This is a genomic window from Janthinobacterium sp. GW823-FHT03B06, assembly GCF_058796955.1.
The window spans coordinates 77,533-104,247 of record NZ_JBXAJE010000005.1 but is presented as its reverse complement, the minus strand read 5'-3'; the positions used below and the strand labels follow the sequence as shown (position 1 = coordinate 104,247).

The window sequence follows — 26,715 nt, the reverse complement described above, 5'->3', positions numbered from 1 at the left end:
GCCGCAGGATCTCCTACGTTATTACTTGCGCTTGTTGGCGTTGACTTCTTCCTCACGGAATTTCACTGCCAGCTTGTCCAGCACGCCGTTCACATATTTGTGACCGTCGATGCCGCCAAACGACTTGGCCAGCTCGACCGCTTCGTTGATGACGACGCGGTACGGAATTTCCATGTTGTTCTTCAGCTCGAACGCGCCGATCAGCAGGATGCCGTGTTCGATGGGCGACAGTTCCGCGATATTGCGGTCGATCAAGGGTGCCATGCTGTCGCGCAGCGCCAGCGAATCCTTGATGGTGCCGTACAGCAGCACCGTGAAATGATCGCCATCGGCCTTGTCGAAGCCGTGGGCCGCGCGAATATTGTTCACGACGGTGGTCGCGTCTTCATTGTTCAGCAGCCACTGGTACAAGCCCTGCAGCGCGAACTCGCGCGCGCGGTGACGCGGCGTGCGGTTTTTGCTGGGGTTGGCGAGCAAATTTTTCTCAGTCATGATTGTTACCTGTTCTTAAGTACGTGTTCACTACAAATTCCGGCGAGACAGCACGGCGCGCTTTTCAACGCGCCGCAGCCAACCGCGTGTCAGAACGTTCGAGAAAATGCTCAGAGCAAGGCGCGAGCCCGAAGACAGTACGAATGTACGGCGAGGGCTTGCAACGCAGCTATGGGCGTTTTATCGGACGTTCACTACACGGCTAGTCCTCCTCGGATTCTTGCAACTCTTCTAGCGCTTGCGCTAAATTAGCCATTTCCACTGCCACGCGTGCCGCTTCAGCCCCTTTGACCAGCATGCGCACTTCCGCCTGCTCGTCGTTTTCCGTCGTCAACACTGCGTTGGCGATGGGGATGCCGTAATCGAGACCGACGCGCGTGATGCCTGCGCCCGATTCATTCGATACCAGCTCGAAGTGGTAGGTTTCACCGCGAATCACGGCGCCCAGTGCGATCAGGGCGTCGAATTGCTCGGTTTCTGCCATTTTTTGCAGAATCAGCGGGATTTCCAGGGCGCCCGGCACGGTCACGTGCAGGATATCTTCATCGGCCACGCCCAGCTTGCTCAACTCTTCCAGGCATGCCGACAGCAAGCCACCGCCGACGATTTCATTGAATCGTGCCTGGACGATACCGACGCGCAAACCTTCGCCGGCAAAATTGGTTTCATAGGTTCCTACGGTCATCATATGCCTCTTTAATCTGGTGGTTCAGGGCGGCATGCACATGCCGCCATCGTTTACTCTTACATCGACGTCTGGCCTGGATGGCACTGAAAACCCGTGACTTCCAGGTCGAAACCGACCATCGACGGCATCTTGCGGGGGCTGGCCAGCAATTGCATCTTGCTCACGCCCAGGTCGCGCAGGATTTGCGCGCCGATACCGTAGCTGCGCAAGTCCATGCTGGCGGCACGGCCTTTCGGCTTGGCTTGCGGCGTATCGAGCGCGGCGAACTGGGCAAACAGCTCGCTCGAGGTCTCGCCGCAGTTCAGCAAGACCATCACGCCCCGCTCGGACTGCTTGATGGCGGCCATCGAGGCGGCCACCGTCCACGAGTGGGTGGTCGCTTCGCTTTCCAGCACGTCCAGCAGGGAAACGGGCTGGTGCACGCGCACCAGCGCTTCCAGGCCGGGCGCCAGGTCGCCATGCACGAGGGCCAGGTGGGCCGACGCGCTAGGCTTGTCGCGGAAGGCGATCAGGCGGAATTCGCCATGCGCCGTGTGCAGGGTACGCTCCGCAACGCGCTCGACCAGGGACTCCGTCTGGCTGCGGTAATGGATCAGGTCGGCAATCGTGCCGATCTTCAGGCCATGCTGCTCGGCAAACACCAGCAAGTCCGGCAGGCGCGCCATGGTGCCGTCGTCCTTCATGATTTCGCAAATCACGGACGCGGGCGTCAGGCCGGCCATGGCCGTCAGGTCGCAACCGGCTTCCGTATGGCCTGCGCGCATCAGCACACCGCCTTTTTGCGCTTTCAGGGGAAAGATATGGCCAGGCTGGACGATATCGCTGGGCTGCGTGCCCTTGGCCACGGCTACCTGGATGGTCTTGGCGCGGTCGGCAGCGGAAATGCCCGTCGTCACGCCTTCGGCCGCTTCGATCGACACGGTGAAGTTGGTGCCATACGCGGTGCCGTTGCGCGACGTCATCATCGACAGGTTCAGCTCGTCGCAACGCTCTTCCGTCAGGGTCAGGCAGACCAGGCCACGCGCATGCGTGATCATGAAATTGATGGCTTCAGGCGTCACGAAATCGGCGGCAAGCACCAGATCGCCCTCATTTTCCCGGTCTTCTTCATCGACCAGTATCACCATGCGGCCGGCGCGCAATTCAGCGACGATCTCTTCGGTGCTCGATATAGACATTCTTCATCCTCGTATGACGCCAGTCAAAACCTGCTGCGCGACGGTTTTGCCGGGCGTTGTTAATGTAACTAAAAACTGAAACTAAAACTGAACGTCGAGCGCGAATATTCCTCGGATTTCCGGGAATTTTCTTATAACCCGCTATTTTAAAGGATTTAGCGCTTGCAGACCTGAAATAAGACAGGTTTGCGGCATGGGTGCCGCAGCCTGCCTCGCAAAGCGCCGATTCCGCGATCCAGCGCACACGGCGGCGGCAAGGCGCGCGCCGCCGGCCTTGCAAAGAGCATAAGATCAGCCAGTCACCGCCACGGCGCTGACACCCATTCGCAGCGACACCCCACACAGGAGCGGCAACATGAAAACCAACGGATCGGCCATCTGGTCAGGCGGCATCAAGGACGGCAAGGGCGCCATCAGCACGCGCAGCGGCGCCTTGCAGGAATATCCCTACGGCTTTGCCAGCCGCTTCGAAGGCAAGCCCGGCACCAACCCAGAGGAACTGATCGGCGCCGCCCACGCGGGCTGCTTCACCATGGCCCTGTCGCTGATCCTCGGCGAAGCGGGCCTGACGGCGGAAAAGATGGAAACGACGGCCGAAGTGACCCTGGACAAGGTGGACGACGGCTTTGCCATCACGGCCGTCCACCTGATCCTGAAAGCGAAAATTCCCGGCGCAGACCAGGCGAAATTCGAGGAATTGACGGGCAAGGCCAAGGCCGGCTGTCCCGTGTCGAAGCTGCTTAAAGCCAACATTACCCTCGACGCCACCCTGCTGCCCTAGATTTTCGTCACGGGGTTGACGGGTTCCACGGGGGCCACCGGCGCCACCAGCGGCAGGCGCGAGTCGCTGGCCGGCAATGGCCGGTTCATCAAGCCGGGATTCAGGGCCGCATTGTTCAGGTTATACGCGGCGATGGCGGCCGCCACGGACGGGTCTTGCGATGACGGTGGCGGCACGGCCTGGCCCGCCGCTTGCGCCGCCATCTCTTGCGCCTGCGCATTTTGCTGGGCCAGTTGGGCTTGCGCCGTCGCCAGGCCCGCATCGGCTTGTCCCTGCGCGGCGCGCGCCAGCAATTGCGCCCGCTCGCTGGCCGCCTGGGCCGCCATTTGCGCATCGCTGGCGGCCAGCTGCGCCCGCGCCGCATCGTCCGCCGCCGCTTGCGCCTGCTGCTGCAAGCCCTGCTGCTGTACTTGCCCCTGGCGCAGCTCGTCCAACCGCGCGGTTTCCTGCTGCTGTGTCTGCTGACTGGTATTAATACGTTCGCTGTCGAGGCGTTCTTCGTCAACACGCTGGGCATCCACGCGCTGGCTGTCCGTGCGCTGCACCTGCAGCAAGTCCGCGGTATTGTCGGCTTGTTGCGCCGTCGACGGGGGCCGCAATTCCTGCAAATCCACGTTCAGCTCTTGCGCTTCCAGTTGCTGCTGCAATTCCAGCTGTCGCTGTGCAATCGCGGCCGTTTGCGGCGGCGCCTCGTCGATGGCTTGCGGCTGCGCGGCCTGCGAGTCCTGCGCGGCGCTGGCCGGCAGTGCGTCGCCCGTCAAATCCGCCTCGACAGCGGCAGCCAGCGGCACGCCCTGCTGCTGGGCCAGCACGGCACCCACCTGCGCCAGCACGTCCGTTCCCTGTTGCAGGGCATCCAGGGTGGCGTTGCTGTCGGCCGCATACGCGGCCTGCAAAGTGATGGGATCGACATCTTCATTGCGCAAGTCGATGCCGATGCGGGCCAGTTGCGCTTGGGTGAGCAGGCTGCCGTCCTGCGCCAGTGCGGCCGCCGCATCCGTCGTACCGTCGCCCGACAGCAAATCGTAACGCTGCGCCAGGCTGCCCGGGGTGTCGCCGGCCGTCGCCAGCTGGCTCGCGTCGATGCCGCTCGTTTGCAGCTGGGCGAACGATTCCGTCAACTGCCGCGCCAGCGCCAGCAAGTCGTCATTGACATTCACGGGGGTATTGGCCGCCCTGGCCTCGTCCGTGGCGCCCTGCAAGGCCAGCAGTTGCCGGCGCGACAAGGCCACGCCGGACAGGAACTGGCCCAGCGGAGAGATGTCGACCTGGGTCGATGACAAAGCGGCAAGGGCCGCCGCCGCGCTGGACGGCGGCACGGGCAGCGGGGGCGCCAGCGGCGCCGTCTGATCCACGCGGGACGTGGCCGGAATGGTATTGGGCACGGTTGCGCGCGAAATCGGGTCCATGGCTAGCCTCCACTGCGGAAAGCTTCATAGTATGCGCGTCTGAAAGAAAAGCAACACACGCTTGGCAAGGCGAGAATGTGTTGCGGTGTTCTTGTATCAGGCGGCAGCCTTGTCCAGCGACAACATGCGCTCGACATAGCGGGCGATCAGGTCGATTTCCAGGTTGACCTTGCCATCGACCGTCAAGTGTTTCAGGGTCGTCATGGCGATGGTGTGCGGAATCAAATTGATCGAGAAACGGCAGCCGTTGACGGCGCCCGCGCCCAGGTCTTCCACTCTGTTGACGGTCAGCGACACGCCATTGACGACGACGGAACCTTTGAAGGCCAGGTATTTCGCCAGTTCGTGCGGTGCTTCGATCACCAGTTCCCACGATTCGCCCACGGCTTCGAACTTGCGCACGATGCCCAGGCCATCGACGTGGCCGGACACCAGGTGGCCGCCCAGGCGCTCGGCCAGGGTCAGGGCTTTTTCCAGGTTCACTTCCGTCGTCGTATCGAGGCCCACGGTGCAATTGAGGCTTTCGCGCGAGACATCGACGGCAAAACCCGTGTCCGACTTTTCCACCACCGTCATGCAGGCGCCATTGATGGCGATCGAATCGCCGAGGGCCACGTCGGCCAGCGGCAAGCCGCCCGCGTGGATGGTCAGGCGCACGCCTGCGTCGAGGCCGCCTTCGAGTGCTTGCACGGTTTCAATCTTGCCGATGGCGGCAACAATTCCTGTAAACATGAACTAACCCTATAAAATGTGAGTATTAATTATTGCGCTGGGCGAATCTTGCAAGGATACGCAAATCTTCGCCCACTTGCTGAACCTGGTGAAATTGCAAGGTGCGCTGCTGTTTGATATCCGTCAATGCGGGCAAGGCAAACATCCCTTGCGCGTCGCCCAGCAAGGTGGGCGCCAGGTAGACCAGCAACTCGTCGACGCAGCCTTCGCGGATCAGCGAGCCGTTCAGCTTGGAGCCGGCCTCGACGTGGACTTCATTGATTTGCCGGCGCCCCAGTTCCAGCATCAGCGCGGCCAGGTCGACCTTGCCGGCCGCGTTCGGCAACATGATGACTTCCGCGCCCAGGGCGCGCAGCTGCGCTTCCTTTTCCGGGTTGGCCACGGCCGCCACGATCCACGTGCCGCCGCCCTGCAAGATGCGCGCGTCGAGGCTGATGTCGAGCCGGCTGTCGACGACGATGCGGCGCGGCTGGCGCGGCGTCTCGACGGCGCGCACGTTCAATTGCGGGTCGTCGGCCTTGACGGTGCCGATGCCCGTCAGGATGGCGCAGGCGCGCGCGCGCCACGCATGGCCGTCGGCGCGCGCCTGCGGCCCCGTGATCCACTGGCTTTGCCCGTTGTGCAAGGCCGTCATGCCATCCAGGCTGGCCGCCGTTTTCATGCGCACCCACGGCTTGCCGCGCTGCATGCGCGAAAAGAAGCCGATATTCATTTCATACGCCTCGTCCGCCAGCACGCCCGTGGTGACGGCGATGCCGGCCGCTTCCAGCTTGGCCAGCCCCTGCCCCGCCACCAGCGGATTCGGGTCCGTCATGGCGGCCACGACGCGCCCCAGCCCCGCACGCACGAGCGCATCGGAGCACGGCGGCGTGCGGCCATGGTGGTTGCACGGCTCCAGCGTGACATAGGCGGTGGCACCGCGCACGTCGTTGCCGCGCGCCGCAGCATTGGCCAGCGCTTGCACTTCGGCATGATCCTGCCCGGCCGCCTGCGTCACGCCGGCACCGATCACCTGGCCATCCCGGACGATCACGCAACCGATGCGGGGATTGGGCGAGGTCGTGTATAAACCGCGCGCCGCCCATTCCAGCGCCAGGCGCATGCCATCGATATCGTTGAGTATTTCCACGGGCTTCTTTGAGAGTGAGTAATAGATAAGTCGGGTTACGAACTGTCGGCCACGCCGCTGCAATTGACCGCCTGCTGCTGCGGGTCGCACACGCGCACCCTGCCCAGCATATTGATTTTAATATGGCGCACCTGCTTTCCCAAAGCCAGGGACAAGGTACCCCAGCGCGCCGCCAGGCTATTGGTCGCGCTGCAACTGCGTCCTGCGCCATTGTAGGCGATATAAAACGGCGCCGTGGCAGACGAAAACGCAAACTGGGCCGTGATGCCCGGTGGCAGCGGCCCCTGGCGGAACAGCAATTCGTCGCCGTCGTCAAACGCCAGGCTGGCATTACGGTCGATAAACACCAGCCAGCCCGTGCGCCAATCCGTGCCGCCAGGCCCGGCCGGCATCAACAGCACGCGCTGTCCGCGCGCCATCGCCTGCGCCCGCGTCAATTCGATGGCCGAGAACAAGTCCGTGGCCGCCGCGCGCACCTGCTGACGCGCCAGCACCTGCTGCAAGCTGGGCATGGCGGCGGCCGCCAGCAGCGCGGCAATCGTCAGCACGGCCAGCAATTCGAGCATGGTGTGCCCGAAGGCCCGCCCAAAGGTGCGCCCGGTCCGCGGTGGCCGCTTGCGCGTGGCCATGGCCTAAGTAATCCTCAGGAAATTATTGTGAATTTATGACGAACAGAACCGGATGCTATGCAAGGCGCCCGCTGCGACGCAGTGCGAGCACTGCTAGCAGCGGGCAACGCCGCAGAGGGCCGGTTATGGAAGTCAGAAATCACAATAATTTATTGGGGGTTACTTAGCGCCAGCAATGGCTGGCGGGGCCGCTGCTACAGCGCTGGCCCGTACTGCTCAAGGACAGCACGCCGCAATCGGCATCCTGGAACTGCGCATCAACCTTGGACGTGCCCGGCGCGGCGCGCAACAGCACGCATTGCCCGATCGCCAGGCCGGGACAGGCCAGCGCCTCGATTTCATACGCACTGCCGGCCGCGCCCCCTTCGCCAGACCACCATGGAAACGCTTGCGCCTGCGGCGCCGGCGAGGCTGAGGAAAACGCCAGATAGCGGTTGTTTTGCGAGTAATAGCGCTCCTGCTGCTGCATCAGCCGCAGCAGGGCCGCCTGCCCCTGCACCCGCTTGGCGCGCACGACATGGCCGTGATAAGCGGGCACGGCCAGCGCCAGCAGCAGGCTCATGATCGCCAGCGCGGCCAGCAGTTCGATCAGGCTGAAGCCCGGGACGGCGGCAGGGGCGCGACCGTTTGCAGCGGCCCAGTTCCGGCTTGCCAGCATTTCCATCTGACCTCCCTTCTTCTCAAAAACCGCCAGCCGATGCGCGGCGCCGGTCTGCACGCCGGTCACTTGCGACACGCCAGCCATGCCCCTCTCTTATTTCTTCTTGGCCGCCTCGTGCAATTCGCGCCAGTTCGCCACTTCGCGCCAGCTGAGGCGTCGTGCGGGCAGCGGCGCGCTGACGACCTTGAGTCCCGCCACGCTGGCCGCGCCGGGCAAGCCCGGTTGCAGCACGGCCAGCTCCTTGCGGCCCTCGGCCCGCCCTGTCGCCGTTGCTGCGCCCACCGTGCTGTTCAATTCCAGCGCCAGCGGCGGCGCGCGCGCCAGGCCGTCGAACAAGCGTCCCGTCTGCTCGCCCGCCTGCACCACACCGGCGCCATCGGCGGCAAAGCCGCTGAGCACATCGAGCACGTACAGGCGCGTGACCGGCTTGGCGCAAGCGTCGCGCCCCGGCAGGACGGTATTGAACAGCACCTTGCCGGCGGCCAGTACGGGAATGCTGATGCTGCGCTCGCCCGTCTGCGCGGTATCGAGAAAGTCGAGATACCAGCCGCGCATGGCGTCGCTACCCGTGTAGCGCAGTTCGGCGCCGTCGACGCGCACGCCGCCCGTCGTCTCGCCCAGGCTGCGCTGTTCCAGGTCGGCGCGGCTGCGCGTGGGAGATGTCTCCCGCACATCGTCGTGCACGGCATAAAACGACTGCGACAGAAAGGCGGATGGCCAGGTATCGCCCGCTTCGACCAGCTTGCCCGTGCCGAACAGCAGCAGATAGCCGCCACCGGGCGCATACGCCACGCTCAGCTGCTGCGTCACGGGCTGGCGCCGGCCCTGCGCATCGCGCGCGACAAACACGAGCTTGCGCCCCTGGCCCTCCTTCCAAGGCGGGCCGCCAGTCATGTCGAGGCGCCAGATATTGCCCTGCAAATCGCCCGCATAGATATACGCGAGCGCGCCCTCGCCGCCCGGCACCACGGCGGGCGGGCCCAGCGCCTGGGGCATGGCATCCGCGCCCGCATCAGCGTCATGGCCGCCATCGCCACCACCGTTGGCGTCGGCCACAGGCACCTTGAACCGGAAGTAATTACTTCCTATCACCCATGGCGTGCCAGGCGCCTTGTCCAGGGCCAGCAGGAAGATGGCGGCGGCCGATGCGGGCGCCGTCGTGTCCTTGCCGTCATTCACATGGTTGTTATAGCCGCTGGAGACGATGGCAAAATCACGGTAGGCCGACGTGCCCTCCTTGCCGCCCATGTTGATGCGGGCAAAGGCGGGCGGCGCGCGCACATTGCCCATGAGCCTGTCGTCGCGGTCCGTGAATTCCCACAACGCACCGTCTTGCGCAAAACGCATCGGGTCGGTGATGTCGAGCGCAAACACGCCTTGCGCCCCGCCGCCCATGCCCGACACCAGCACCGTCTTCCAATGTCCCAGCGCCAGTACTTCCGCCGTGGCCGCCGCGCCATCGAGCAGCGGGCCGGCGCTGTAGTGAGTGCTCGCAGCGGCTGGCGCCGCGCGCAGCAGCGCCTGCGGCAGATAGGCAAACAATTCGCTGCCCGTGCGCGCATCGAACGCATGCAGCAAGCCATCGTTGGCGCCCAGGTACAGCATTTTCCGCCGCTGCAGCAGCGCCTGGCGATGCACGCCATAGCCGGCCCCCGGCATGCCCAGACCCAGCGCGCCCACGTACAGCAGGTTGCCGTGCGGCGCCGCGCCCAGGCTGCCGGACCTGCGCCGCAGGAAGCCGCCGGGCTGGCCCACCTCGTGCGTACGCTGGCCCAGCAAATATGCCAAACGCGCCTCGCCTCTGCCATCGCCGCCGTCGAATGCGCCGCGCTGTGCTGCATCGAGCGCCTTCCAGGCCAGCGGCATCAGGGCGCCCTTGGCGTCAAGCGTGTAGACGGGACGCAAGGCCGTGGATGGTCCATCCGGCATGGTCTTGGACTGTCCGCCAGCAGTCCACAATGGCTTGCCGGGAAGCAGTGCGCCATCGGCGCCCACGGCAAACGCGCTGCGCGACAAGATCATGCCGCCATCGGCCAGGCGCATCCGCGTGTGAAACCAGTAAGCCTCTTCCGTACCGCTGGCCAGCGCCATCAGGGCCGGCCCCGGCAGCGTCGCCGCCAGCGTGCCCTTGTCGGCGGAGACAAAAGCCGCGCGCAGTCCCGCGATCAGGGCGGCCGGATCGCTTCCGGGCAAGTAATGGGTGGGCCAGCGGCCGTCCAGGCTCCATTCATCGAACGCGCTGCCAGTTGCGCTCTTGAATGGGTTGGCGTCGCCGTTCGCATCAAGAAAACCGCCATACTTGGCCGCCAGCAGCAAGGGAGTAGCGGCGGGAGTGGCTGCAGATTCGCCGGCCGGGTCGCCCTGGCGCAAGTCGCCCGCGTAGTGCTCGACCTTGGCAAGGCCGTCGTTCTTGCCGCCGGAACGCAGCGCCTGCACATGCGACCAGTAGGCCAGCCCTGCCGCATGGTAGCTGGCGCCGCCCGCGCCGTCTGCCAGCAATTCCAGTCCCGCCAGGTCGGGCCGTGGCGCTGGATTGCCCTGCGCGCCGCCGCTTTCCAGGCTGCCCACCGCATGCGTCCAGGCCATCGCATCGAACGGCGGCGGCGCAAAGCCATCGGCGGCGCGTGCGCGGTCACCGGCCGAGGCAGGCACAACAGGGACGTTGCCGGGCACGTAGCGGTCCCCCGCCATGCCCGCATCGCCGAGGCTGACGACGACGTGGCGCTGGCAATTGGCCGTTTGCGGGTCGCTCCATGGGGTCACGACCGGCAAGCCGTCGTCAATGGCAGGCGGAGCCGTGGCGGGCGGCACGGCGGCGCTCGCTTGCCGCCCCTGCAGGTAGCGCAGCGATTCGTACAGCAATTCAGCCAGCGGCGCGGCCCTCGCGTACGCGCCGGGATGCCCGGCATTGCTGCGGCCCAGGCCGTTGATGTAAGCGGTCACCCCGCCGCCAGGGCCTGCGCCCTGGTCAGCGCCTTGGACGGCAAACACGCCATTGACGGGATTCCACTCGGCGCCGGTATTGTCTTGCGGCAAAAAGTCGGGCGCCGTCCAGCATTGCCTGCCCATGTGGGCCAGCGGCGCGCGCAGCACGCCGCCATACACGGGGCCGGCACTGGCAGAGACGCCGTTCAAATGGCCAAACACGCCCACGCGTACCCTGCCGCCAAGGCGCTGCACGGCGCCCACCGGTTTGTAGTTCTTGCCGTACGCGAGGCACAGGTCGTCGCGCAGCGGCCCCTCATCGGCATCGCAAACGCGCACGCGCGCGAGGAACACGCCGTGCGTGGCGGCGATGCCGGGCGCGTCGCAACTGCCGCCCGGAGGCAAGCTGGCGTCGCCGAACAGCAGGCGATTACGGCAGGAAACGATGGCCAGTTGCGCCAGCGCAAATGGCGTCGCCGCCGCCACGCCTGTCTGCAAGACCTTACGCGGGAAAAAGACGGGGTGGGCATAGAAGTCGACGGGACCGTCGGCATCGGGCAGCCAGGCGCGCTGCAGCACCGTCTTGCGCACTTCGTCGATGACGCGGTCGCCGCCCGTGAGGGCATAGCGGACGATGTCGAGCATGCTGGCGCTGGCCCAGTTCAGAAAGTTGCCGCTAAAACTATCACCGCCGCAGCCGTGCAGCGCGTCCGCCGGTTTCAGCACGGAGAAGTAAGCGGTCGCTACGCGCAGGTCCGGCAGCATGACGCCGTCCTTGCTGCGGTAGGGATAGCTGTAGCACATGCGCGCATGGAAGTAACCGAGGTACTCGCGCTGCGGCGCATACTCGCCGCCATGCGCGGCGGCCGCCGCCGCATGCGTGAGCGACAGATTGAGCAGCAGGTTCGGCGGCACTCTGGCGCCGTGCAAGCCAGCGTCGGCCCGCGCCAGCGCCACGGGAGGTGCGGCCGCAACAGCGACACCGCAAACCAGGCAAACCAGGCTGATCAGCAGCAGCCATGCGGACCACCAAGCGGATGGCAAAGCAAACGACCAAGCCCTCATGGTCCCGCTCCCGCCGCCTGCTTGCGGTAATAACTTTGCAACACGACTTGCGTGCTTTCCTGCGCGCCAAAACCGATGGCCGTGATGCGGTACACATAACTTTCCGTGGCCAGGCCGCCGGCCACTGCCGCCGCCTGCGCGCCGGGCGGGTGAAACGGCAGCAATTCGATCAGGTAACGGGGCCGGCGCGACGGCAGGAAACCCTGCCCCGTCTGTATGACGGCGCCCGTAAACTGGCCATACGGCACGGTGTGGCTGCTGCCTTCAGGACCGTCGAGGTCCATGCTCAGCCAGAGCGCCTCCGCCTCCGGGGCTGCGGGCAGGCACAGGCCCAGTGCGCCTGCCTCGCCGCAGCCGTCCGCGAACCCGGCCGCACTGCCTGGTGCGAAGAGGCTGCTGCGTCCCGGCGCGCCGGGCAAGCCTTCGATATCGTTCTGCGCATCCATCAATGCTTCCTCCGCCGCCTGAAACGCGATCTGCCGGTCGCGCTCGCCGCGTGCCGCCTTTTCGCCCTGCAAGGCTATCTGCGCCGCCGATATGCCCAGCAGCAAGATGATCACCAACAGGCACAGCACATACACGAGGGTGGCGCCACTGTGGCGCGCGCAAGGTGAACAAGGCACGCAACGAGGTAGGCAGCAGCGGACGCCCGCGCCAGCCATCGTGCCGCCCGCCTAGGCCGGCCCGTTGCGCAGCATGATGCTCGTCTGCACCAATTGCCGCAGCCGGGAGCGCGTCGCGGCGGGCAAGGACGCGCGCGCGATGCGCACGCCCGTGTCGCCGGCGCCGTGCGCCTCGGCATATGCCTTGCCGAACAGGTCGAACTGCGCCGGCCCCAGCTCCGCCATCTTGTCCGCCTGGTCCGCCTCGCCATGCAGCAGCAAGGCCACGCGCACGCTGGCCACGCGCTTCCAATGCGTGCGGCGCCGCAAATCGCGCTGGCGCGCGGCCGCATCCGCGCCCTGCAGCACCAGCGCCGCATCGTAGGCGTCGAGCGCGCTGGCGTTGACATAGCGGTTCGCCACGCCGTCGGGCGGCGTATCCGTGTCGAGGCCATACAGCACCTGGAAACCGTCGACGCCACGAATGACGGCATCCGCGCCCCAGCCGTTCGCGCCACGGTATTTGCAGCGCAGTTCGCCTTCACCATCGGCGCCCTGTGCCACATAGAAAATGCTCCAACCCCGCTGCGCCTCCGTTTGCGCGGCGCCCACGCCAAAACCCGCGCAATTGAGCACGGAACCGTCGCCCCCCTCCTCCTTGCCGGCACCGTAATAGCGCAAGGCCAGCACATCGCTGCCATGCAGGGCGCCGGGCAAGGCGCCGCTGATGCCTTCGCTGCTCTTGCCCAGGCTGCGCGCGTCGAGTCCGGCGATATTCGCGCTGTCGTCATCGGCATGGGCGACGGGCGCGGCGCTGCTATCCCAATTCACGTACGCCGTCTGGCGCACGGCGCGGGCGATGGTGTCGAGCGCATAGCGGCCATTGTCGTCCAGCCGCGCGCTGGCGGACTGGTCGCCATAGCTGCCGCTGGCCGCCAGCAGCACGCCACTGGCGGCCAGCATCAGCAGCGCGCCCAGCGACAGGGCCACCAGCAATTCGACGAGGCTCATGCCGCGCCGCCAGCGCCACGCGGCATGCACGCCGTTCATGCGCCGCCTCCGCCCAGCTGGAATACCAGCCTGGGCAGCGACTCGCCTGCCGCATTCACGGCGGGCGAGCCATCGGGCAAGCGGCCGCGCCAGCCCAGCTTGATGACGATGGGCGCGCCCTTGCCGCCGCTGCACGCCCAGTGCAAGCCTTGCGCGGCGGTATCCCAGACAGAGGCATCGCGGCAGATATGCAGGCGCGCGCCGGGCAAGGCCGCATGCAGCGATTGCTTCCATTCGGCGATGTCGAATTGCGCCAGTTCGGCCGCGCTGCAGGCGCTAGCGCCAAAGCAGTCCGGCGCGGTGCCGCCTGCTTCGGCGTCGTCCGCCGCCGCGTAGGCCACGTTCAAGTAGGGATTGCCCGCATCGGGTCCATTCATGAGCACGCCGTTTGCGCGCATGCGCTCGGCCATGCCGGCCGCCAGCTGCGCGCCCGCCGACAACAGCGCCGACTCATGGCGCGCGCGCAGGGAGTGCAGTTGCAAAATGCTGGCACCGAGCAGGCCCAGCGCCAACAGCAGCAGCGACACGAGCACCTCGACGAGGCTGCTGCCACCCGCTGGAAACATAGTGCGACCGCCCTTGCGCATGCCTTGCTCCCTTCCGCAGAAAGAGTCGCAAGAACAGGCGGCCCAGCTACACGATAGGCGCGCGCAAAAACCAGGATCTGCGCTAGCGCAAACAGCGCAGCGATAAGGGGAGAAGAACGGCGTAGTTATTGATCAGGCCGATTGCCAGGCGAGCGCTGGCGTGGTGGAAACGGGGCGCAAAACGGGGCACATGAGCAGCCCCGTCGTCGAACAAGAGGCTTCGAGCAGGCGTCAGGGCTTGCGCGCCTGCCCCACTTCGGCGATCGCATCCTGGAACTCGGCCAGGTCTTCGAAATTTTTATACACTGAGGCAAAGCGGATGTAGGCGATCTTGTCGAGGCGCTTGAGTTCCTGCATGACGAGCTCGCCGATATAGCCGGAATCGACTTCGCGCAAGCCGCTGGTCAGCAGTTTTTCCTGGATGGACGCGATGGCCGTATCCACCGAGGCGGCCGCGACGGGACGCTTGCGCAAGGCCAGCATCAAACTGCCGCGCAACTTATCCGCAGCGAACTCCGTCCGGCTGCCATTCTTTTTGACGACGGCCGGCATGATAAGTTCAATGCGCTCGTACGTGGTAAACCGCTTGTCGCATTTGCCGCAGCGGCGGCGGCGCCGAATGGCATCCCCTTCCTCCGATACGCGCGTATCGAGAACCTGGGTGTCGCCGTGCTGGCAAAATGGACATTTCATGGGCTGGTTACAACTTTATAGTAATAATTACGGGAAATCGCCGCCCTTGTACAAAGGGCGCCCGAATCACTCCGGGCGCCCTTGGGCACGAAGGAATGTGTCATACGGAATCTTACTCCGTATGACACATTCTGGACAAATAATTATGCTGCGTACACAGGGTGCGCGTCGGCCAGCACTTTCACGGCCGCTTTGACGCGCTCGATGGTGGCGGCGTCATGCGGGTTGTCCAGCACGTCGGCGATCAGGTTGCCCACTTCTTCCGCTTGCGCTTCCTTGAAACCGCGCGTCGTCATTGCCGGGCTGCCCAGGCGGATGCCCGAGGTGACGAAGGGTTTTTGCGGGTCGTTCGGGATGCCGTTCTTGTTGCAGGTGATGTGCGCGGAACCGAGGATGGCTTCGGCTTCCTTGCCCGTCAGGTTCTTGGCGCGCAGGTCGACCAGCATGACGTGCGATTCGGTGCCGCCGGACACGATGCGCAGGCCGCGCTTGATCAGGGTTTTCGCCAGCACGTCGGCGTTCTTGATCACTTGCTTCTGGTATTCGACGAATTCAGGGCTCAGCGCTTCCTTGAAGGCGACGGCCTTGCCGGCGATCACGTGCATCAGCGGACCGCCCTGGATACCAGGGAAGATGGCCGAGTTGATGGCTTTTTCGTGCTCGGCCTTCATCAGGATGATGCCGCCGCGCGGACCGCGCAGCGATTTGTGCGTGGTCGAGGTGACGAAGTCGGCGAACGGCACCGGATTCGGGTACAGGCCGGCGGCGATCAGGCCGGCGTAGTGGGCCATGTCCACCATGAAGTAGGCGCCCACTTCCTTGGCGATCTTGCCGAAGCGTTCGAAGTCGATTTTTTTCGAGAACGCGGATGCGCCGGCGATGATCAGTTTTGGCTTGCGTTCGCGGGCCAGGCGCTCCATCGCCTCGTAGTCGATGTCTTCTTCCGCCGTCAAGCCATACGACACGACGTCAAACCATTTGCCGGACATGTTCAGCGGCATGCCGTGGGTCAGGTGACCGCCTTCGGCCAGCGACATGCCCATGATCAGGTCGCCTGGTTTCAGCATGGCGAAGAACACGCCCTGGTTCGCCTGCGAGCCGGAATTCGGCTGCACGTTCGCGCATTCGGCGCCGAACAGTTTCTTGACGCGGTCGATGGCCAGTTGCTCGGCCACGTCGACGTATTCGCAGCCGCCGTAGTAGCGCTTGCCCGGGTAGCCTTCGGCGTACTTGTTCGTCAGCTGCGAGCCTTGCGCTTCCATTACGGCTGGCGACGTGTAGTTCTCCGAGGCGATCAGTTCGATATGATCGTGCTGGCGCGTGTTTTCTTTTTGAATGACGGCGAACAATTCAGGATCGACGTTGGCGAGGGTGTGATCTTTTGCAAACATGTAAAAACTCCAAGTATGAGGGTGCTTGTACTGGCAGGTTGGATCGAATGAGGGGAGCCGGCGTTAAGTGAATAACAACATTGGACGGGCAGCCTCTTCGTGCTTTTCCATAGTGGCTACCCAGGCGAACGGCTGATGAAAAATCTCACGTTTCCCGGTGGGTGCCCACCTTTCGCCGGTTTGCCGATCGCCACTCAGGGAGATCGCCCGACTTTTCGCCAGTCACGTGAGACGTAATGGAAGTCAAATTGTAAGTTAAGTGCCCAAATTGAGCAAGGAATGCAACCGTGCAGCTATAATCGCCGCGCGCCGCCGCAGCCAGGACAAGGCCGCGGCGCTTAAGCTGGACTTAAACCTGGCCATGGCATGTAAGCGTATGTTACGAAGCTTGCCATTGCCCGCCCCGGATTTACAATGCTGCGGTGCAACTTATATGCAGCTTTTGCATGGCTTTCCAGCAAGCGCCCACAGTCACAAGAAGAAAAATCGCGTAAAATGTTGCTCAATCTCACTACTGGCGCAATAAACATGCCTTCAGTCTTTACCTGGAACGTACGTGTCTACTATGAAGACACCGACGCCGGCGGCATCGTCTATTACGCTAACTACCTCAAATTCTTCGAGCGCGCACGCACGGAATGGCTGCGCGCCATCGACGTGGGCCAGCAGGAATTGCTGGAACAGCATGACGCGATGTTCGTTGTCAAAAGCGTCAACGCCGACTATCATGCGCCAGCCAGGCTCGATGACACGGTAAGATTAACCTTAAGCATAGAAAAAATGGGGCGCGCCTCCATCGTTTTCCTGCAACAAGCCTGGTGCGGCGACCGCCTGCTCAACACGGCCCGCGTCAAGATCGGCTGCGTCGACTCAAGCATGCGGCCGCGCGCCGTGCCTGATGCAGTCGCGGCCCGCATGCGCGCCACCTGAGCCCTACCGCCACCCCCGGATAATTCACCCAACAGACTGCCTGCCAATGAACGTTACACAAGATCTTTCTTTCCTCGCGCTCATCACCAATGCCCACCTGATCGTGCAACTGATCATGGCCCTGCTGCTGCTGATTTCCCTGACCAGCTGGACCTACATTTTCCGCAAGATGTTTGCCGTGCGCCAGGCGCGCAAGCAAACCATCGAATTCGAACGCAGCTTCTGGGCCGGCGGCAACCTGCATGCGCTGCACCAGAACGCCAGCGGCAACCGCGACCAGAGCGGCGCGCTGGCCCGTATCTTCGACGCCGGCATGGGCGAATTCATCAAGGGCAAGGCTTCCTACGGTTCGCGCGAAGCGCTGGACGTGGGCGCCGTGCTCGACGGCGCACGCCGCGCCATGCGCGCCGCCTTCCAGCGTGAAATGGACGTGCTCGAATCGCACCTGGCCTTCCTCGCTTCCGTCGGCTCCGTCTCGCCGTACATCGGCCTGCTCGGTACCGTCTGGGGCATCATGAACGCCTTCCGCGGCCTGGCCAACGTGCAGCAAGCAACCCTGGCCGCCGTCGCGCCCGGCATTGCCGAAGCGCTGATCGCCACCGCCATCGGCCTGTTCGCGGCCATTCCCGCCGTCGTCGCCTACAACCGTTTTTCGCATGACATCGACCGCCTGGCGATCCGCTTCGAGAGCTTCGTCGAGGAATTCTCCAACATCTTGCAGCGCCAGTCGCGCTAAGAGGGAGCAGCGTCCATGGGTTCCTCATTCAATAGCGGCGGCATGCGCGGCGGCCGCGGCCGCAAGTTCAAGTCCGAGATCAACGTCGTGCCGTACATCGACGTGATGCTGGTGCTGCTGATCATTTTCATGGTGATGCCGTCGTCGAACAATCCCAGCGTGGTGAACCTGCCCAACGCGGAAAAGTCGGCGAAACCGCCCGATGACTATATTCAGATCGTGCTGAAACCGAATGGTTCGCTGTCGATCGGCGTCATCGGCAAGGAACAGCTGTCGCCGGAAACGGAACCGAACCGCGACGCCCTGCTGCGCAAGCTGCGCGGTTTACATGAAAGCAATCCCGACTATCCCGTGATGATCGCGGGCGACAAGGAAAGCAAGTACGACGATGTGATCCAGCTCATTTCGGAAGCGAAAAAGATGGGCATTACCCGTGTCGGCCTGGCCACCAAGTAAGCGCAGCATCCTGTTTCCAGACTTGACCGTTTTTAGATAGACTAGACTTTGCAGAACAAACAAATCGACCATGTACTCGGCAAGCCCTACAGCGTGCCGCGCGAACGCAGCCGCTGGCCCTCGCTGGGCCTGGCGCTGGCGATGCACCTTGGCCTGCTGTTTTTCCTGTGGGTGGGCGTACACTGGCAAAATACGGAACCTGTCGCCGTCGAAGCGGAAGTGTGGGACATGAAAGTACAGACGGCCGCGCCGCCGCCCGAAGTGGCGACGGAACCGGAGCCGACACCCGCCCCGCCGCCGGAACCGCAAGTGGAACAGCCGGCCCCGCCGCCGCCACCGCCCGTGGCCGCGCCCGAGCCGAAGGTCGACCTGCGCGAGGCGGAGATCGCCCTGGAACGCAAGAAGGCCAAGCTGAAGGAAGAAAAAGAGAAAGCGGCAGAGCAAGAACGCCGCAAGCAGGAACAGAAGGAACGCGAGGAAGAAAAGCGCGAACTGGAAAAACAGAAGCAGAAAGAAAAAGACAAGGCTGAAAAGCTGGAAAAAGAAAAGGCCGACAAGCTGGAGAAAGCCAAGCTGGCCAAAGAGAAAGAAAAAGCGGCGGAAGAAAAAGCCGAGAAAGAACTGTCCGAGAAAAAAGCGGCGGCGGAAAAAGCCGCCAAGGCGAAAAAAGCGGCGGAAGAGAAAAAAGCCGCCGACAAGGCGCGTGAAGCGGAAATGCGCCGCATCACGGGCGCGGCAGGCGCCGGCACGACGGGCACGGCCGCGAAAGCGACCGCGCCACGCAAGGACAGCGGCTATGTCGCTGCCCTGACGAGCAAGATCAAGAGCAATATCGCGTACAGCGGTAGCACGGAGGTGCCGGGCAACCCGCGCGCCGTGTTCAAGATCGAGCAACTGCCAACTGGGGAAATTATTTCGGTCCGAAAGATTAAAAGCAGCGGCCTGCCGGCGTATGACAGCTCGGTGGAAAACGCCATTAATAAATCGTCGCCACTGCCGAAGAAAAAAGACGGCACCGTGGAACGCGAGATTGAACTCATATTCGAGATGAAGGATTTGCCTAAATGATGACCATGAAAAAAATGAGCTATGTCGTGCTCTGCGCCAGCCTGATGCTGGGAGCGTCAAGCGCCCAGGCGCAGCTGCGCGTGGAGATTACGGGGATCGGCAGCAACCAGATCCCGGTGGCTGTGGCCAGCTTCGTCAATGAATCGGCGGCGCCGCAATCGCTGTCGGGCATTATCAAGGCCGACCTGGCGCGTAGCGGCGTGTTCAAGCTGATCGACGCCGATGCGCCCGTGGCGGAAACGGCGCCCGTCAGCTACGAGCAGTGGAAATCGCGCGGCGCCGACGCGCTGGCGGCCGGCAGCGTGCAAAGCATGGCCGATGGCCGCCTGGACGTGCGCTACAAACTGTTCGACACCATCAAGGGCGCGCAGATTTCCAGCATGAACAATGCGGCCGCGCCGCAGTTCAACCGCCTGCTGGCGCACAAGATCGCCGACGACATCTATGAAAAGCTGACGGGCGTCAAGGGCGCGTTCGCCACCCGCATCGCCTACGTCACGCAATCGGGCCGCGAATACCGCCTGGAAATCGCCGACGCCGATGGCGAAGGCATCCAGGTCGCCCTGCGCTCGAACGAGCCGATCATTTCGCCGTCATGGTCGCCGGACGGCACCAAGGTCGCATATGTGTCGTTTGAAAAGAAAAAGCCCATCGTCTACGTGCAAAACCTGGTGACGCGCCAGCGCACCATCGTGTCGAATGAAAAAGGCAGCAATTCCGCGCCGAGCTGGAGCCCGGACGGCTCGCGCCTGGCCGTGGCCCTGTCGCGCGACGGCCATACCCAGGTCTACACCGTCAATGCCGACGGCAGCGGCTTGCGCCGCGTCAGCACCAGCAGCGGCATCGATACGGAACCCCAATTCTCGGCCGATGGCCAAAGTATTTACTTCACCAGCGATCGCAGCGGCGGACCACAAATCTACCGCATGTCGACCAGCGGTGGCGAAGCCAAGCGCGTGACGTTTGGCGGCTCCTACAACATCAGCCCGCGGATTTCGTCCGACGGGAAGACACTCGCTTATATTTCCCGTCGCGACGGCAATTTCCAGCTCTACGCGCTCGACCTGGCTAGTGGCCAGGAACTGCGCCTGTCGGACACCGCCAACGACGAATCACCGAGCTTTTCGCCCAACGGGAAATATATCATGTACGCGACCGAATCCGGACGACGCAAGTCGCTGGCAGTGGTATCGGTGGATGGCCGCGTCAAACAGCGTTTGACTACGCAAGCTGGCAATATCAAGGAGCCCACCTGGGGTCCTTTTATGAAGTAAATGCTGTACAGTTTCACCTTTAACCATGACCCGGAGAATAAAAATGAGTAACTTTAAAAGTTTGGCTTTCATCGCCGCTACCGCAGCCCTGCTGTCCGCCTGCAGCACCCCAGTCAAAGTTGCAGAGACCCCAGTGGTTGAGCGCGCTCCTGAAAAAGTCGCAGCTCCAGTTGACACCCGTCAAGTTCAGCCAGTAACGACCGCATCGGTCGATCCACTGGACGATCCAAAAGGCGTGCTGGCTAACCGCAGCATCTACTTCGACTTCGACAAATACGTCGTGCGCGAAGCGGACACCCCAGTCGTGCAAAACCACGCTGCTTACCTGGTGAAAACCCCATCGCGCAAGATCCTGATCCAAGGTAACACCGATGAACGCGGTGGCGCTGAGTACAACCTGGCCCTGGGCCAGAAACGTGCTGAAGCCGTGCGCAAGTCGATGGCTGCCCTGGGCGTGCCAGAAGGCCAAATGGAAGCCGTGTCGCTGGGCAAAGAAAAGCCTAAAGCACAAGGCAGCAACGAAGCAGCATGGGCTGAAAACCGCCGCGCTGACATCGTTTATTGATGTTGACGGGTGAGCGCGGCAGCATTGGCGCTTACCTAACTGGCCAGTCATAGGCATAATAATGGGGCGCAGCGCGGTGATTCACCGCCCGGCGCCCCGTTTGCATGTTTTGCGTAACCTTAGAAAGCCCGACCCATGATGACATTCTCGAAAGCCGGCGTCGCCGCCGCCTTGATGGCCGCGTTTGCCTACCTGCCCCTGCACGCCAACGCCGCCCTGTTCGACGACGACGAAGCACGCAAAGCCATCCTCGAGCTGCGCGCCAAGGTCGACGCGATGGCGCGCGACCTGAACGGCCGCATCGACGCCAAGGCGGACAAGACCAGCACCCTGAGCCTGCTCAACCAGCACGACCAGACCATGCAAGAGATCGCCCGCCTGCGCGGCCAGATCGAAGTGCTGGGCAACGACCTGGCGAATGTGCAAAAGCGCCAGAAGGATTTCTACACCGACATCGACGCGCGCCTGCGCAAGCTCGAACCGCGCCAGGTCACCATCGACGGCCAGGAAGCGGCCGTGGGCGTGTCCGAACAAAGCGCGTACGAGTCCGCGTTCGGCCTGTTCAAGTCGGGCGACTACAAGGGCGCCGTCACGGCCCTGGACGCCTTCGTCAAGCGCTATCCGGAATCGGCGTACGCAGCCAACGCGCAATACTGGCTGGGCAACGCCTATTACGCCCAGCGCGACTGCAAAAACGCCATCACGGCCCAGCAGGCAGTGCTGAAACACTACGCGGACAGCCCGAAGGCGCCCGACGCCATGCTCAACATCGCCAGCTGCTACACGGAGCTGAAAGACAAGCCGAACGCCACCAAGACGCTGAACGCGCTGATCTCGCGCTACCCGGACTCCAGCGCGGCGCAAGCGGCCAAGGAACGGGCCGGTAAAAAGTAAAAGCGGGGAAAAAGTTGCCCGTTAGGTTTGACAGAATCCCGGGCACCCCCTATAATCTTTCTTCTTCGGGTCGTTAGCTCAGCTGGTAGAGCAGCGGACTTTTAATCCGTTGGTCGCAGGTTCGAATCCCGCACGGCCTACCACGAATACGCAGTACTGATCTGCTTGCGAGTTGTTATAGCAAGCATTTTTTTACGGCACAGTGTTACCGAAGTTGTTGTAAAAAGTTTTTGGGTCGTTAGCTCAGCTGGTAGAGCAGCGGACTTTTAATCCGTTGGTCGCAGGTTCGAATCCCGCACGGCCTACCAAATACTACAGAGAAGCCAACCGTTCGCGGTTGGCTTTTTTGTTTTGGGCAGCCACAATCACGCCCGATTTCAGCCTATCATTAATTCCACGCGGCGTGTGATCTCCTCCCAATCGACGCCAAAACGCTCCCTATTTTCCGGGAAAACATCAATCATGAACATATGATCCCAAACCTCTTGCTGCCACTCCCGAGGGGACACAATGGGAAGCCGCGCCAATTGCGCCTCTATTTTTGAATCACTTAATTCATCACGCTCCGCTGCAAATCGTACCCGCAATCTCTCGAGCCGCTTTGACCGCTCGTCAGGGCGAATCGACTTAATTAAGTTTTCTGCCATTACTTCATAGCAAAATGTGGCAAAAGGCTCCAATACAAAATGAGTAGAACCAGTTTCGCGAGATGCGCTTAACACGATATCAGTCAGTGAAAGATTACCGGCCATCCAGCCACGATAAAATTCCTTAGTCCCCTCAAGTAGCCGCCCCGGCAATATCTCAGCATCAGGCCCAACGATTGCAATAGCCGGGGCGCGTGGCCCCTTGTTAAGTGCGCGAATGACAGCAAAACCAGTGCATGCAGCAACAACCACAAGCAAATTACATTTGGTTGCCCTATTCAGGCTCTGAAGAGGAACAGTCAACTCTTCCCAACGCAGTCCCTCCGCATCAACTTCCGAACTTGGAAACAAGCCATCATCGCCACCATGAGCCTCTAAATGAAGTACCGGAATCATTCCAACCGTCTTCGCTAAATGCTCTGCACGAGCAATCGACGCAAGTACTTCGGCCTTGGTTTGACAAGGACAATAAATGGACCATCCAGCACGCCTCCCCTCCATCCATTCGTGCAGGTCACGCCCAGTACGCTTCTCGTCCACCGATAGCCATTCGATAATCCACACATTTGTGGTGCGGACAGCAGCGATACTTGGCGGATGCGGGAAAGACTCAAATTGACCGAGTTCATCGTCTGTAAGTTCGTGAGCACTCATTTCCGCCCTTTAGCGACGATAGCTTTGGAATAAATTAATGAATACCTTGCTGCTTGCACATGCGCCGCGAACAAAACCACAAAAAACAGACGCAATTGCCTAGCTGCGACTCATATTGCGGCATACGCTATCACGTCCGCCGCGCCCGCAACCACTCCTTCAGCGCATCATTCATGCGCGTTTGCCAGCCATCACCGGTGGCCTTGAAGGCATCGAGGATCTCGGCGTCGAAGCGTATGGTCGTGCTGACTTTGCCACCAGTGCCGGCGGGCCTGCCGCGGCGGCGCGCCACTTCCTGTTGCGCCTCGGGACGGGAAACGGGCTTGTCGCCCACTTGCCAGACGCCCTGCTCGAAAAAACCGTCCGTCAATTCGGGCGCATCGTCGGGATCAACCCAGGCTTTGCCAGTATTTTGCGATTTCGCGTTCATTTGCTTTCCTCATGCTGATGATTCTGCGCGCCAGTCCACGCGGCGTCCAGACCAGTACTACCAGGCGCTCGTCGAGCCAGCCGGCAGTGATGAAACGGGGTTCGCCATAGTCCTGGCGCTGGTCCGGCAGCGTCATGGTGAGTCCGCCAAACACTTCGCGCGCACGCGCAAAGTCGAGACCCCGCTCGCTGAGCGTCTTTTCACGCTTGACAGCATCAAAAGTGATTCTCATTATTTATTGTAGTAACAAATAATGGAAACAACCAGCCTATTTTCGAGCCAAGGGCAGTATCGGAACAGCTAGATCGCCGATTTTAACGCGACACCAACGCCGGCCTCCCGGCCAGATGCGCCACCACACTGCCTACCACCCGCCCCAGCGGCACCTCCACCCAGCGGTAAAACGCGGCGCCGGCCGCCAGGCTGGCGCCCCAGGCCGTCAGCATGCCCAGCGCCTGCCACTCCGGTTCGAGCGGGACATAGCTGATAAACAGCGCATTCACCAGCAGGCTGACGGGGAAGTGCACGAGGAAGACGGCATACGAGATGCGGCCCAGAGTGTTGACGATATTCCAGGCACGGCCCTGCGACGGGGTGCGGGCGCGGCCGAACAGGAACAGGGCGCAGGCGACGATCAGGGCCAGGGCGATCCGGCTGCGGTAGTCGACGGCCAGAGCCAGCAGGACGGGCACGGCGGCCATGGCCATGAGCGCGGTCATGGCGCCGGGCTTGCGGGCCGGGTCGCTGGCCCACCAGGCCATGAGCCCCAGGCCATAGCTGCCGAAGAAATACGGCGCCCAATTGTCCCAGTCCGCGTCCAGATTGAAATACAGCAGCGAAAAAGTGATGCCCACGGTGACGGCCAGCGGCATCAGCCAGTGCCCGTGCCGCTGGCCGGCCAGACGGCCGCCCAGCCACAGCAGCAATACCGTCAGCAGGTACAGCTGGAAATCGATGGCCACGTACCAGGCGCCGGCCGACAGCGACTCATAGCCGAGCACGCCGTGCAGCAGCAAGGCATGGGCGCTCAGCTGGCCCAGGGTAACGGCGGCCGACATGGAGTCGTGCATCATCCAGATGCCGGCCACAGGCGTGATCACGGCGGCGAGCAAGGTGGCGGCCAGGAAAGGCGGCGCCAGCTTGGCATAGCGGCGCCAGACGGCCTGCAAGGGGGTGGCGATGCCGGGACGGCCTGCGGGAGAGAGGGACTTGGCGACGAGAAAGCCGCCGATGACGAGAAACACTTGCACGGCGATGCGCGCGCTGCCGCCCAGCCAGCCCAGCAACTCGGGCCACAGGGGCTGCACGTAGTCGGACATGGGCCCGTAAAACGCCAGATGGTGCAACACGATCAACTGCGCCGCGCCCGCCTTCAAACCATTGATCCAGCCAAACTGCGGACGATTTGCCAGGTCCGCCTGTGATACCACTGCTGCTGCCGTCATTCCCAATCCTTGCCGTGCCAGGTAGTGTCGCCAGCCCATCGCGCAACAGGCGCGCGGCCGAGGATTTACCGAAAGGCCGACATCATAGCCGAGCCTGGCACTTTGGTGACGCGCGGCAGATGAGCGGCATCAGTCCTTGCGCGACAAATCGGCGCGCAACAGGGTCTGGACCACGCTGCCGCCCTGCGCGTTCGCGCGCACCGCGACCACCATCGACGGCATGACGAACAGCACGCCATCCCGCTCCTCCCAGGTGTCGAGCAACTGCTCCAGCTCGCGCCCCAGCGATTCCGGCCGCTTGAGCTGCTGCGCCAGTTGCGCCGCGCACTTGCCGTCATTGCCAGTGCGGCGCGGACACTCGTCGACGCGCACGAAAGGCGTCTTGCTCTCGCGCAAGCGCGCGGACAATTGCGCCGTCACCGCTGCCGGCGCGCCATCCAGATACAGATGGTAGGACGGCACACGGCAGCATTCCCTGGACAGCAACAGCACACCGACCGCGGAGCCAAAAGCGGCCGTTGGGGCTGATGGCACGTAGGCAAACGGCGGCGCGGCGCCGTCCCGCACAAAAGTCCTGGCCTGCTCGGCGGCGTTTGCGGCGCGCCAGCCCGGCAGACAGGCGGCATTGGCGGCGGCAAAACAGGTCCGGTAGCCGGTTTGATCGCTGATAAACAATTGCTCAACCGCATTGCGCGCGCCGGCAGCGCCCGGCGCAATACCGTCCGGACGGACCTCCCAGTTGCCCGTGCCGTTCCTGTGCCATGCAAACGCCGTGCGCGACCAGGCCCACAGCCGCTCGTAGGGGTTGAATTGATAGCTGGGTGCGTCCGCCAGGTAGATTCTCGGCAAGGGAATGGGATCGCGCCGCTTGCCGCCCGCATCGACCACCAGCACCACGGACGGCGCATATTCGCTGTCGACATAGGCAAACGATGCCCCGTCAGGCGAGATGGCCGCCAGAACATAGGCTTGCAGGTGGCCGTCGCCTTCGGGCGGACTGGGCAGCACGGTGGTTTTCAGCGGCAAGCCACGCAACAGGAAACCGGGACGCTGGTCGACGGGAAAATAGCGCACGCCGGGAGACAGGGGGAAGCCATGCATGTACGTCTCGTTACCACGGTAGCCGTATTCCGACGCCGCAATCTTCTCGACCACGGCCTTGCCCGCCTGCTCGTGGACCAGCGCCAGCATGCCGTCGTCTTCCTGCCGCTTGACGAAATACACGGGCTGGGCGAAATCGGTCCAGCGTTCGATGCCATCGGTGGTCTTGACGACGATTTTGTCGTTATGTATCAGCCGCATGGAGTGATTCTCGGCGGACATCAGGGAGCCGCCGCCCTGGCGGTACTCGACCGACAAGGCGGCAAACCGCCCGCAGGTATCGGCCTTGGTCACCTTTTCGCCGCGCCGCAGCACGGCGGCATATTCGCCCGTGGCCGGCTCCGTGTAAGGCCAGCAGCCAGTCAGCAATACGAAAGCGGCGGCGCACCACCAGCGGTACAGTGCGAAAATTTTCATGCGTCGTCAGCCCTTCAGGTCAGGACTGCCCGTCCATACTGCAAACTCGGCAATCTTGCAGGCATTCTACGGCAGATTCAGGACTG

27 protein-coding genes, 2 tRNA genes and 1 riboswitch are annotated in these 26,715 nt (G+C 63.0%); of the genes, 10 read left to right on the top strand and 19 right to left on the bottom strand.

Annotated elements, in window-relative coordinates; genetic code table 11:
- Positions 1-21 precede the first annotated feature (21 nt).
- The 3 genes from nusB to ribBA form a co-directional block, all read right to left on the bottom strand.
- On the bottom strand, positions 22-492 hold the full coding sequence (gene nusB, locus AC1RBA_RS17855) for a transcription antitermination factor NusB (RefSeq protein WP_071324693.1): 471 nt from the start codon (positions 490-492) through the stop codon (positions 22-24).
- Between the two features lie 202 nt (positions 493-694).
- A complete protein-coding gene (ribH, locus tag AC1RBA_RS17850; RefSeq protein ID WP_070219579.1) occupies positions 695-1,177 on the bottom strand; it encodes a 6,7-dimethyl-8-ribityllumazine synthase in 483 nt (160 codons plus the stop codon).
- Between the two features lie 59 nt (positions 1,178-1,236).
- Positions 1,237-2,358 (bottom strand): bifunctional 3,4-dihydroxy-2-butanone-4-phosphate synthase/GTP cyclohydrolase II, encoded by a 1,122-nt coding sequence (ribBA, locus tag AC1RBA_RS17845; RefSeq protein ID WP_070219577.1) that lies wholly within the window; start codon positions 2,356-2,358, stop codon positions 1,237-1,239.
- A 355-nt stretch (positions 2,359-2,713) separates the two neighbouring features.
- Here ribBA and AC1RBA_RS17840 point away from each other — a divergent pair, with 355 nt between their 5' ends.
- A complete protein-coding gene (locus AC1RBA_RS17840) occupies positions 2,714-3,139 on the top strand; it encodes an OsmC family protein (protein ID WP_034759136.1) in 426 nt (141 codons plus the stop codon).
- Here AC1RBA_RS17840 and AC1RBA_RS17835 read toward each other — a convergent pair.
- From AC1RBA_RS17835 to glyA, 11 genes are all read right to left on the bottom strand, one after another.
- A complete protein-coding gene (locus AC1RBA_RS17835) occupies positions 3,136-4,548 on the bottom strand; it encodes a hypothetical protein (RefSeq protein ID WP_492419395.1) in 1,413 nt (470 codons plus the stop codon). The genes AC1RBA_RS17840 and AC1RBA_RS17835 overlap by 4 nt on opposite strands.
- A gap of 96 nt (positions 4,549-4,644) precedes the next feature.
- Positions 4,645-5,280: a riboflavin synthase gene (locus AC1RBA_RS17830; protein ID WP_070219574.1), complete on the bottom strand. Its 636-nt coding sequence runs from the start codon at positions 5,278-5,280 to the stop codon at positions 4,645-4,647.
- Between the two features lie 25 nt (positions 5,281-5,305).
- Entirely contained in the window at positions 5,306-6,382 is a 1,077-nt protein-coding gene (ribD, locus tag AC1RBA_RS17825; RefSeq protein WP_268994142.1) for a bifunctional diaminohydroxyphosphoribosylaminopyrimidine deaminase/5-amino-6-(5-phosphoribosylamino)uracil reductase RibD, read from the bottom strand.
- A 62-nt stretch (positions 6,383-6,444) separates the two neighbouring features.
- The gene (locus AC1RBA_RS17820; protein ID WP_492419393.1) at positions 6,445-6,975 is read right to left on the bottom strand and encodes a GspH/FimT family protein; all 531 of its coding nucleotides are present in this window, start codon (positions 6,973-6,975) and stop codon (positions 6,445-6,447) included.
- Between the two features lie 226 nt (positions 6,976-7,201).
- Positions 7,202-7,702 carry a type IV pilin protein gene (locus AC1RBA_RS17815; protein ID WP_492419391.1) on the bottom strand — a complete coding sequence of 167 codons (501 nt, stop codon included), beginning with the start codon at positions 7,700-7,702 and terminating at the stop codon, positions 7,202-7,204.
- 90 nt (positions 7,703-7,792) lie between these two features.
- The gene (locus AC1RBA_RS17810; RefSeq protein WP_492419389.1) at positions 7,793-11,689 is read right to left on the bottom strand and encodes a PilC/PilY family type IV pilus protein; all 3,897 of its coding nucleotides are present in this window, start codon (positions 11,687-11,689) and stop codon (positions 7,793-7,795) included.
- Complete coding sequence (locus AC1RBA_RS17805) at positions 11,686-12,312, bottom strand: pilus assembly PilX family protein (RefSeq protein WP_492419387.1); 627 nt, start codon at positions 12,310-12,312, stop codon at positions 11,686-11,688. Before AC1RBA_RS17805 ends, AC1RBA_RS17810 begins: the two co-directional genes overlap by 4 nt.
- 51 nt (positions 12,313-12,363) lie before the next feature.
- Positions 12,364-13,341: a PilW family protein gene (locus AC1RBA_RS17800; protein ID WP_492419385.1), complete on the bottom strand. Its 978-nt coding sequence runs from the start codon at positions 13,339-13,341 to the stop codon at positions 12,364-12,366.
- Entirely contained in the window at positions 13,338-13,907 is a 570-nt protein-coding gene (gene pilV / locus AC1RBA_RS17795) for a type IV pilus modification protein PilV (RefSeq protein ID WP_492419383.1), read from the bottom strand. The genes AC1RBA_RS17800 and pilV overlap by 4 nt, the downstream gene beginning before the upstream one ends.
- A gap of 252 nt (positions 13,908-14,159) precedes the next feature.
- Positions 14,160-14,621 carry a transcriptional regulator NrdR gene (gene nrdR, locus AC1RBA_RS17790; RefSeq protein WP_034759169.1) on the bottom strand — a complete coding sequence of 154 codons (462 nt, stop codon included), beginning with the start codon at positions 14,619-14,621 and terminating at the stop codon, positions 14,160-14,162.
- Between the two features lie 143 nt (positions 14,622-14,764).
- Positions 14,765-16,012 (bottom strand): serine hydroxymethyltransferase, encoded by a 1,248-nt coding sequence (glyA, locus tag AC1RBA_RS17785; RefSeq protein WP_099409960.1) that lies wholly within the window; start codon positions 16,010-16,012, stop codon positions 14,765-14,767.
- Between the two features lie 111 nt (positions 16,013-16,123).
- A riboswitch (ZMP/ZTP riboswitch) is annotated at positions 16,124-16,248 on the bottom strand.
- Between the two features lie 292 nt (positions 16,249-16,540).
- On the opposite strand from glyA, the gene ybgC reads away from it, so the two are divergent.
- From ybgC to AC1RBA_RS17740, 9 genes are all read left to right on the top strand, one after another.
- Positions 16,541-16,942: a tol-pal system-associated acyl-CoA thioesterase gene (ybgC, locus tag AC1RBA_RS17780; protein WP_070219560.1), complete on the top strand. Its 402-nt coding sequence runs from the start codon at positions 16,541-16,543 to the stop codon at positions 16,940-16,942.
- A gap of 46 nt (positions 16,943-16,988) precedes the next feature.
- Positions 16,989-17,678 (top strand): protein TolQ, encoded by a 690-nt coding sequence (gene tolQ, locus AC1RBA_RS17775; RefSeq protein WP_046682323.1) that lies wholly within the window; start codon positions 16,989-16,991, stop codon positions 17,676-17,678.
- Positions 17,679-17,693: 15 nt separating this feature from the next.
- Positions 17,694-18,134: an ExbD/TolR family protein gene (locus AC1RBA_RS17770; RefSeq protein ID WP_223278896.1), complete on the top strand. Its 441-nt coding sequence runs from the start codon at positions 17,694-17,696 to the stop codon at positions 18,132-18,134.
- 48 nt (positions 18,135-18,182) lie between these two features.
- Positions 18,183-19,202, top strand: a complete 1,020-nt coding sequence (tolA, locus tag AC1RBA_RS17765; RefSeq protein ID WP_492419380.1) for a cell envelope integrity protein TolA — start codon at positions 18,183-18,185, stop codon at positions 19,200-19,202.
- A gap of 5 nt (positions 19,203-19,207) precedes the next feature.
- Entirely contained in the window at positions 19,208-20,476 is a 1,269-nt protein-coding gene (gene tolB, locus AC1RBA_RS17760; RefSeq protein WP_070219589.1) for a Tol-Pal system beta propeller repeat protein TolB, read from the top strand.
- A 43-nt stretch (positions 20,477-20,519) separates the two neighbouring features.
- Positions 20,520-21,041, top strand: a complete 522-nt coding sequence (gene pal / locus AC1RBA_RS17755; protein ID WP_034759187.1) for a peptidoglycan-associated lipoprotein Pal — start codon at positions 20,520-20,522, stop codon at positions 21,039-21,041.
- Positions 21,042-21,176: 135 nt separating this feature from the next.
- Positions 21,177-21,935 carry a tol-pal system protein YbgF gene (gene ybgF, locus AC1RBA_RS17750; RefSeq protein WP_070219558.1) on the top strand — a complete coding sequence of 253 codons (759 nt, stop codon included), beginning with the start codon at positions 21,177-21,179 and terminating at the stop codon, positions 21,933-21,935.
- Positions 21,936-22,002: 67 nt separating this feature from the next.
- A tRNA-Lys gene (locus AC1RBA_RS17745) sits at positions 22,003-22,078 on the top strand.
- A gap of 89 nt (positions 22,079-22,167) precedes the next feature.
- Positions 22,168-22,243 (top strand) — tRNA-Lys (locus tag AC1RBA_RS17740).
- A gap of 69 nt (positions 22,244-22,312) precedes the next feature.
- Here AC1RBA_RS17740 and AC1RBA_RS17735 read toward each other — a convergent pair.
- The 5 genes from AC1RBA_RS17735 to AC1RBA_RS17715 form a co-directional block, all read right to left on the bottom strand.
- On the bottom strand, positions 22,313-23,236 hold the full coding sequence (locus AC1RBA_RS17735; RefSeq protein ID WP_492419377.1) for a hypothetical protein: 924 nt from the start codon (positions 23,234-23,236) through the stop codon (positions 22,313-22,315).
- Between the two features lie 130 nt (positions 23,237-23,366).
- The gene (locus AC1RBA_RS17730) at positions 23,367-23,666 is read right to left on the bottom strand and encodes a BrnA antitoxin family protein (RefSeq protein ID WP_492419375.1); all 300 of its coding nucleotides are present in this window, start codon (positions 23,664-23,666) and stop codon (positions 23,367-23,369) included.
- Positions 23,626-23,898 (bottom strand): BrnT family toxin, encoded by a 273-nt coding sequence (locus tag AC1RBA_RS17725; RefSeq protein ID WP_230505852.1) that lies wholly within the window; start codon positions 23,896-23,898, stop codon positions 23,626-23,628. Before AC1RBA_RS17725 ends, AC1RBA_RS17730 begins: the two co-directional genes overlap by 41 nt.
- An 82-nt stretch (positions 23,899-23,980) precedes the next feature.
- The gene (locus tag AC1RBA_RS17720) at positions 23,981-25,111 is read right to left on the bottom strand and encodes an acyltransferase family protein (protein ID WP_492419373.1); all 1,131 of its coding nucleotides are present in this window, start codon (positions 25,109-25,111) and stop codon (positions 23,981-23,983) included.
- Positions 25,112-25,240: 129 nt separating this feature from the next.
- Entirely contained in the window at positions 25,241-26,629 is a 1,389-nt protein-coding gene (locus AC1RBA_RS17715) for a hypothetical protein (RefSeq protein WP_492419371.1), read from the bottom strand.
- Positions 26,630-26,715 lie beyond the last annotated feature (86 nt).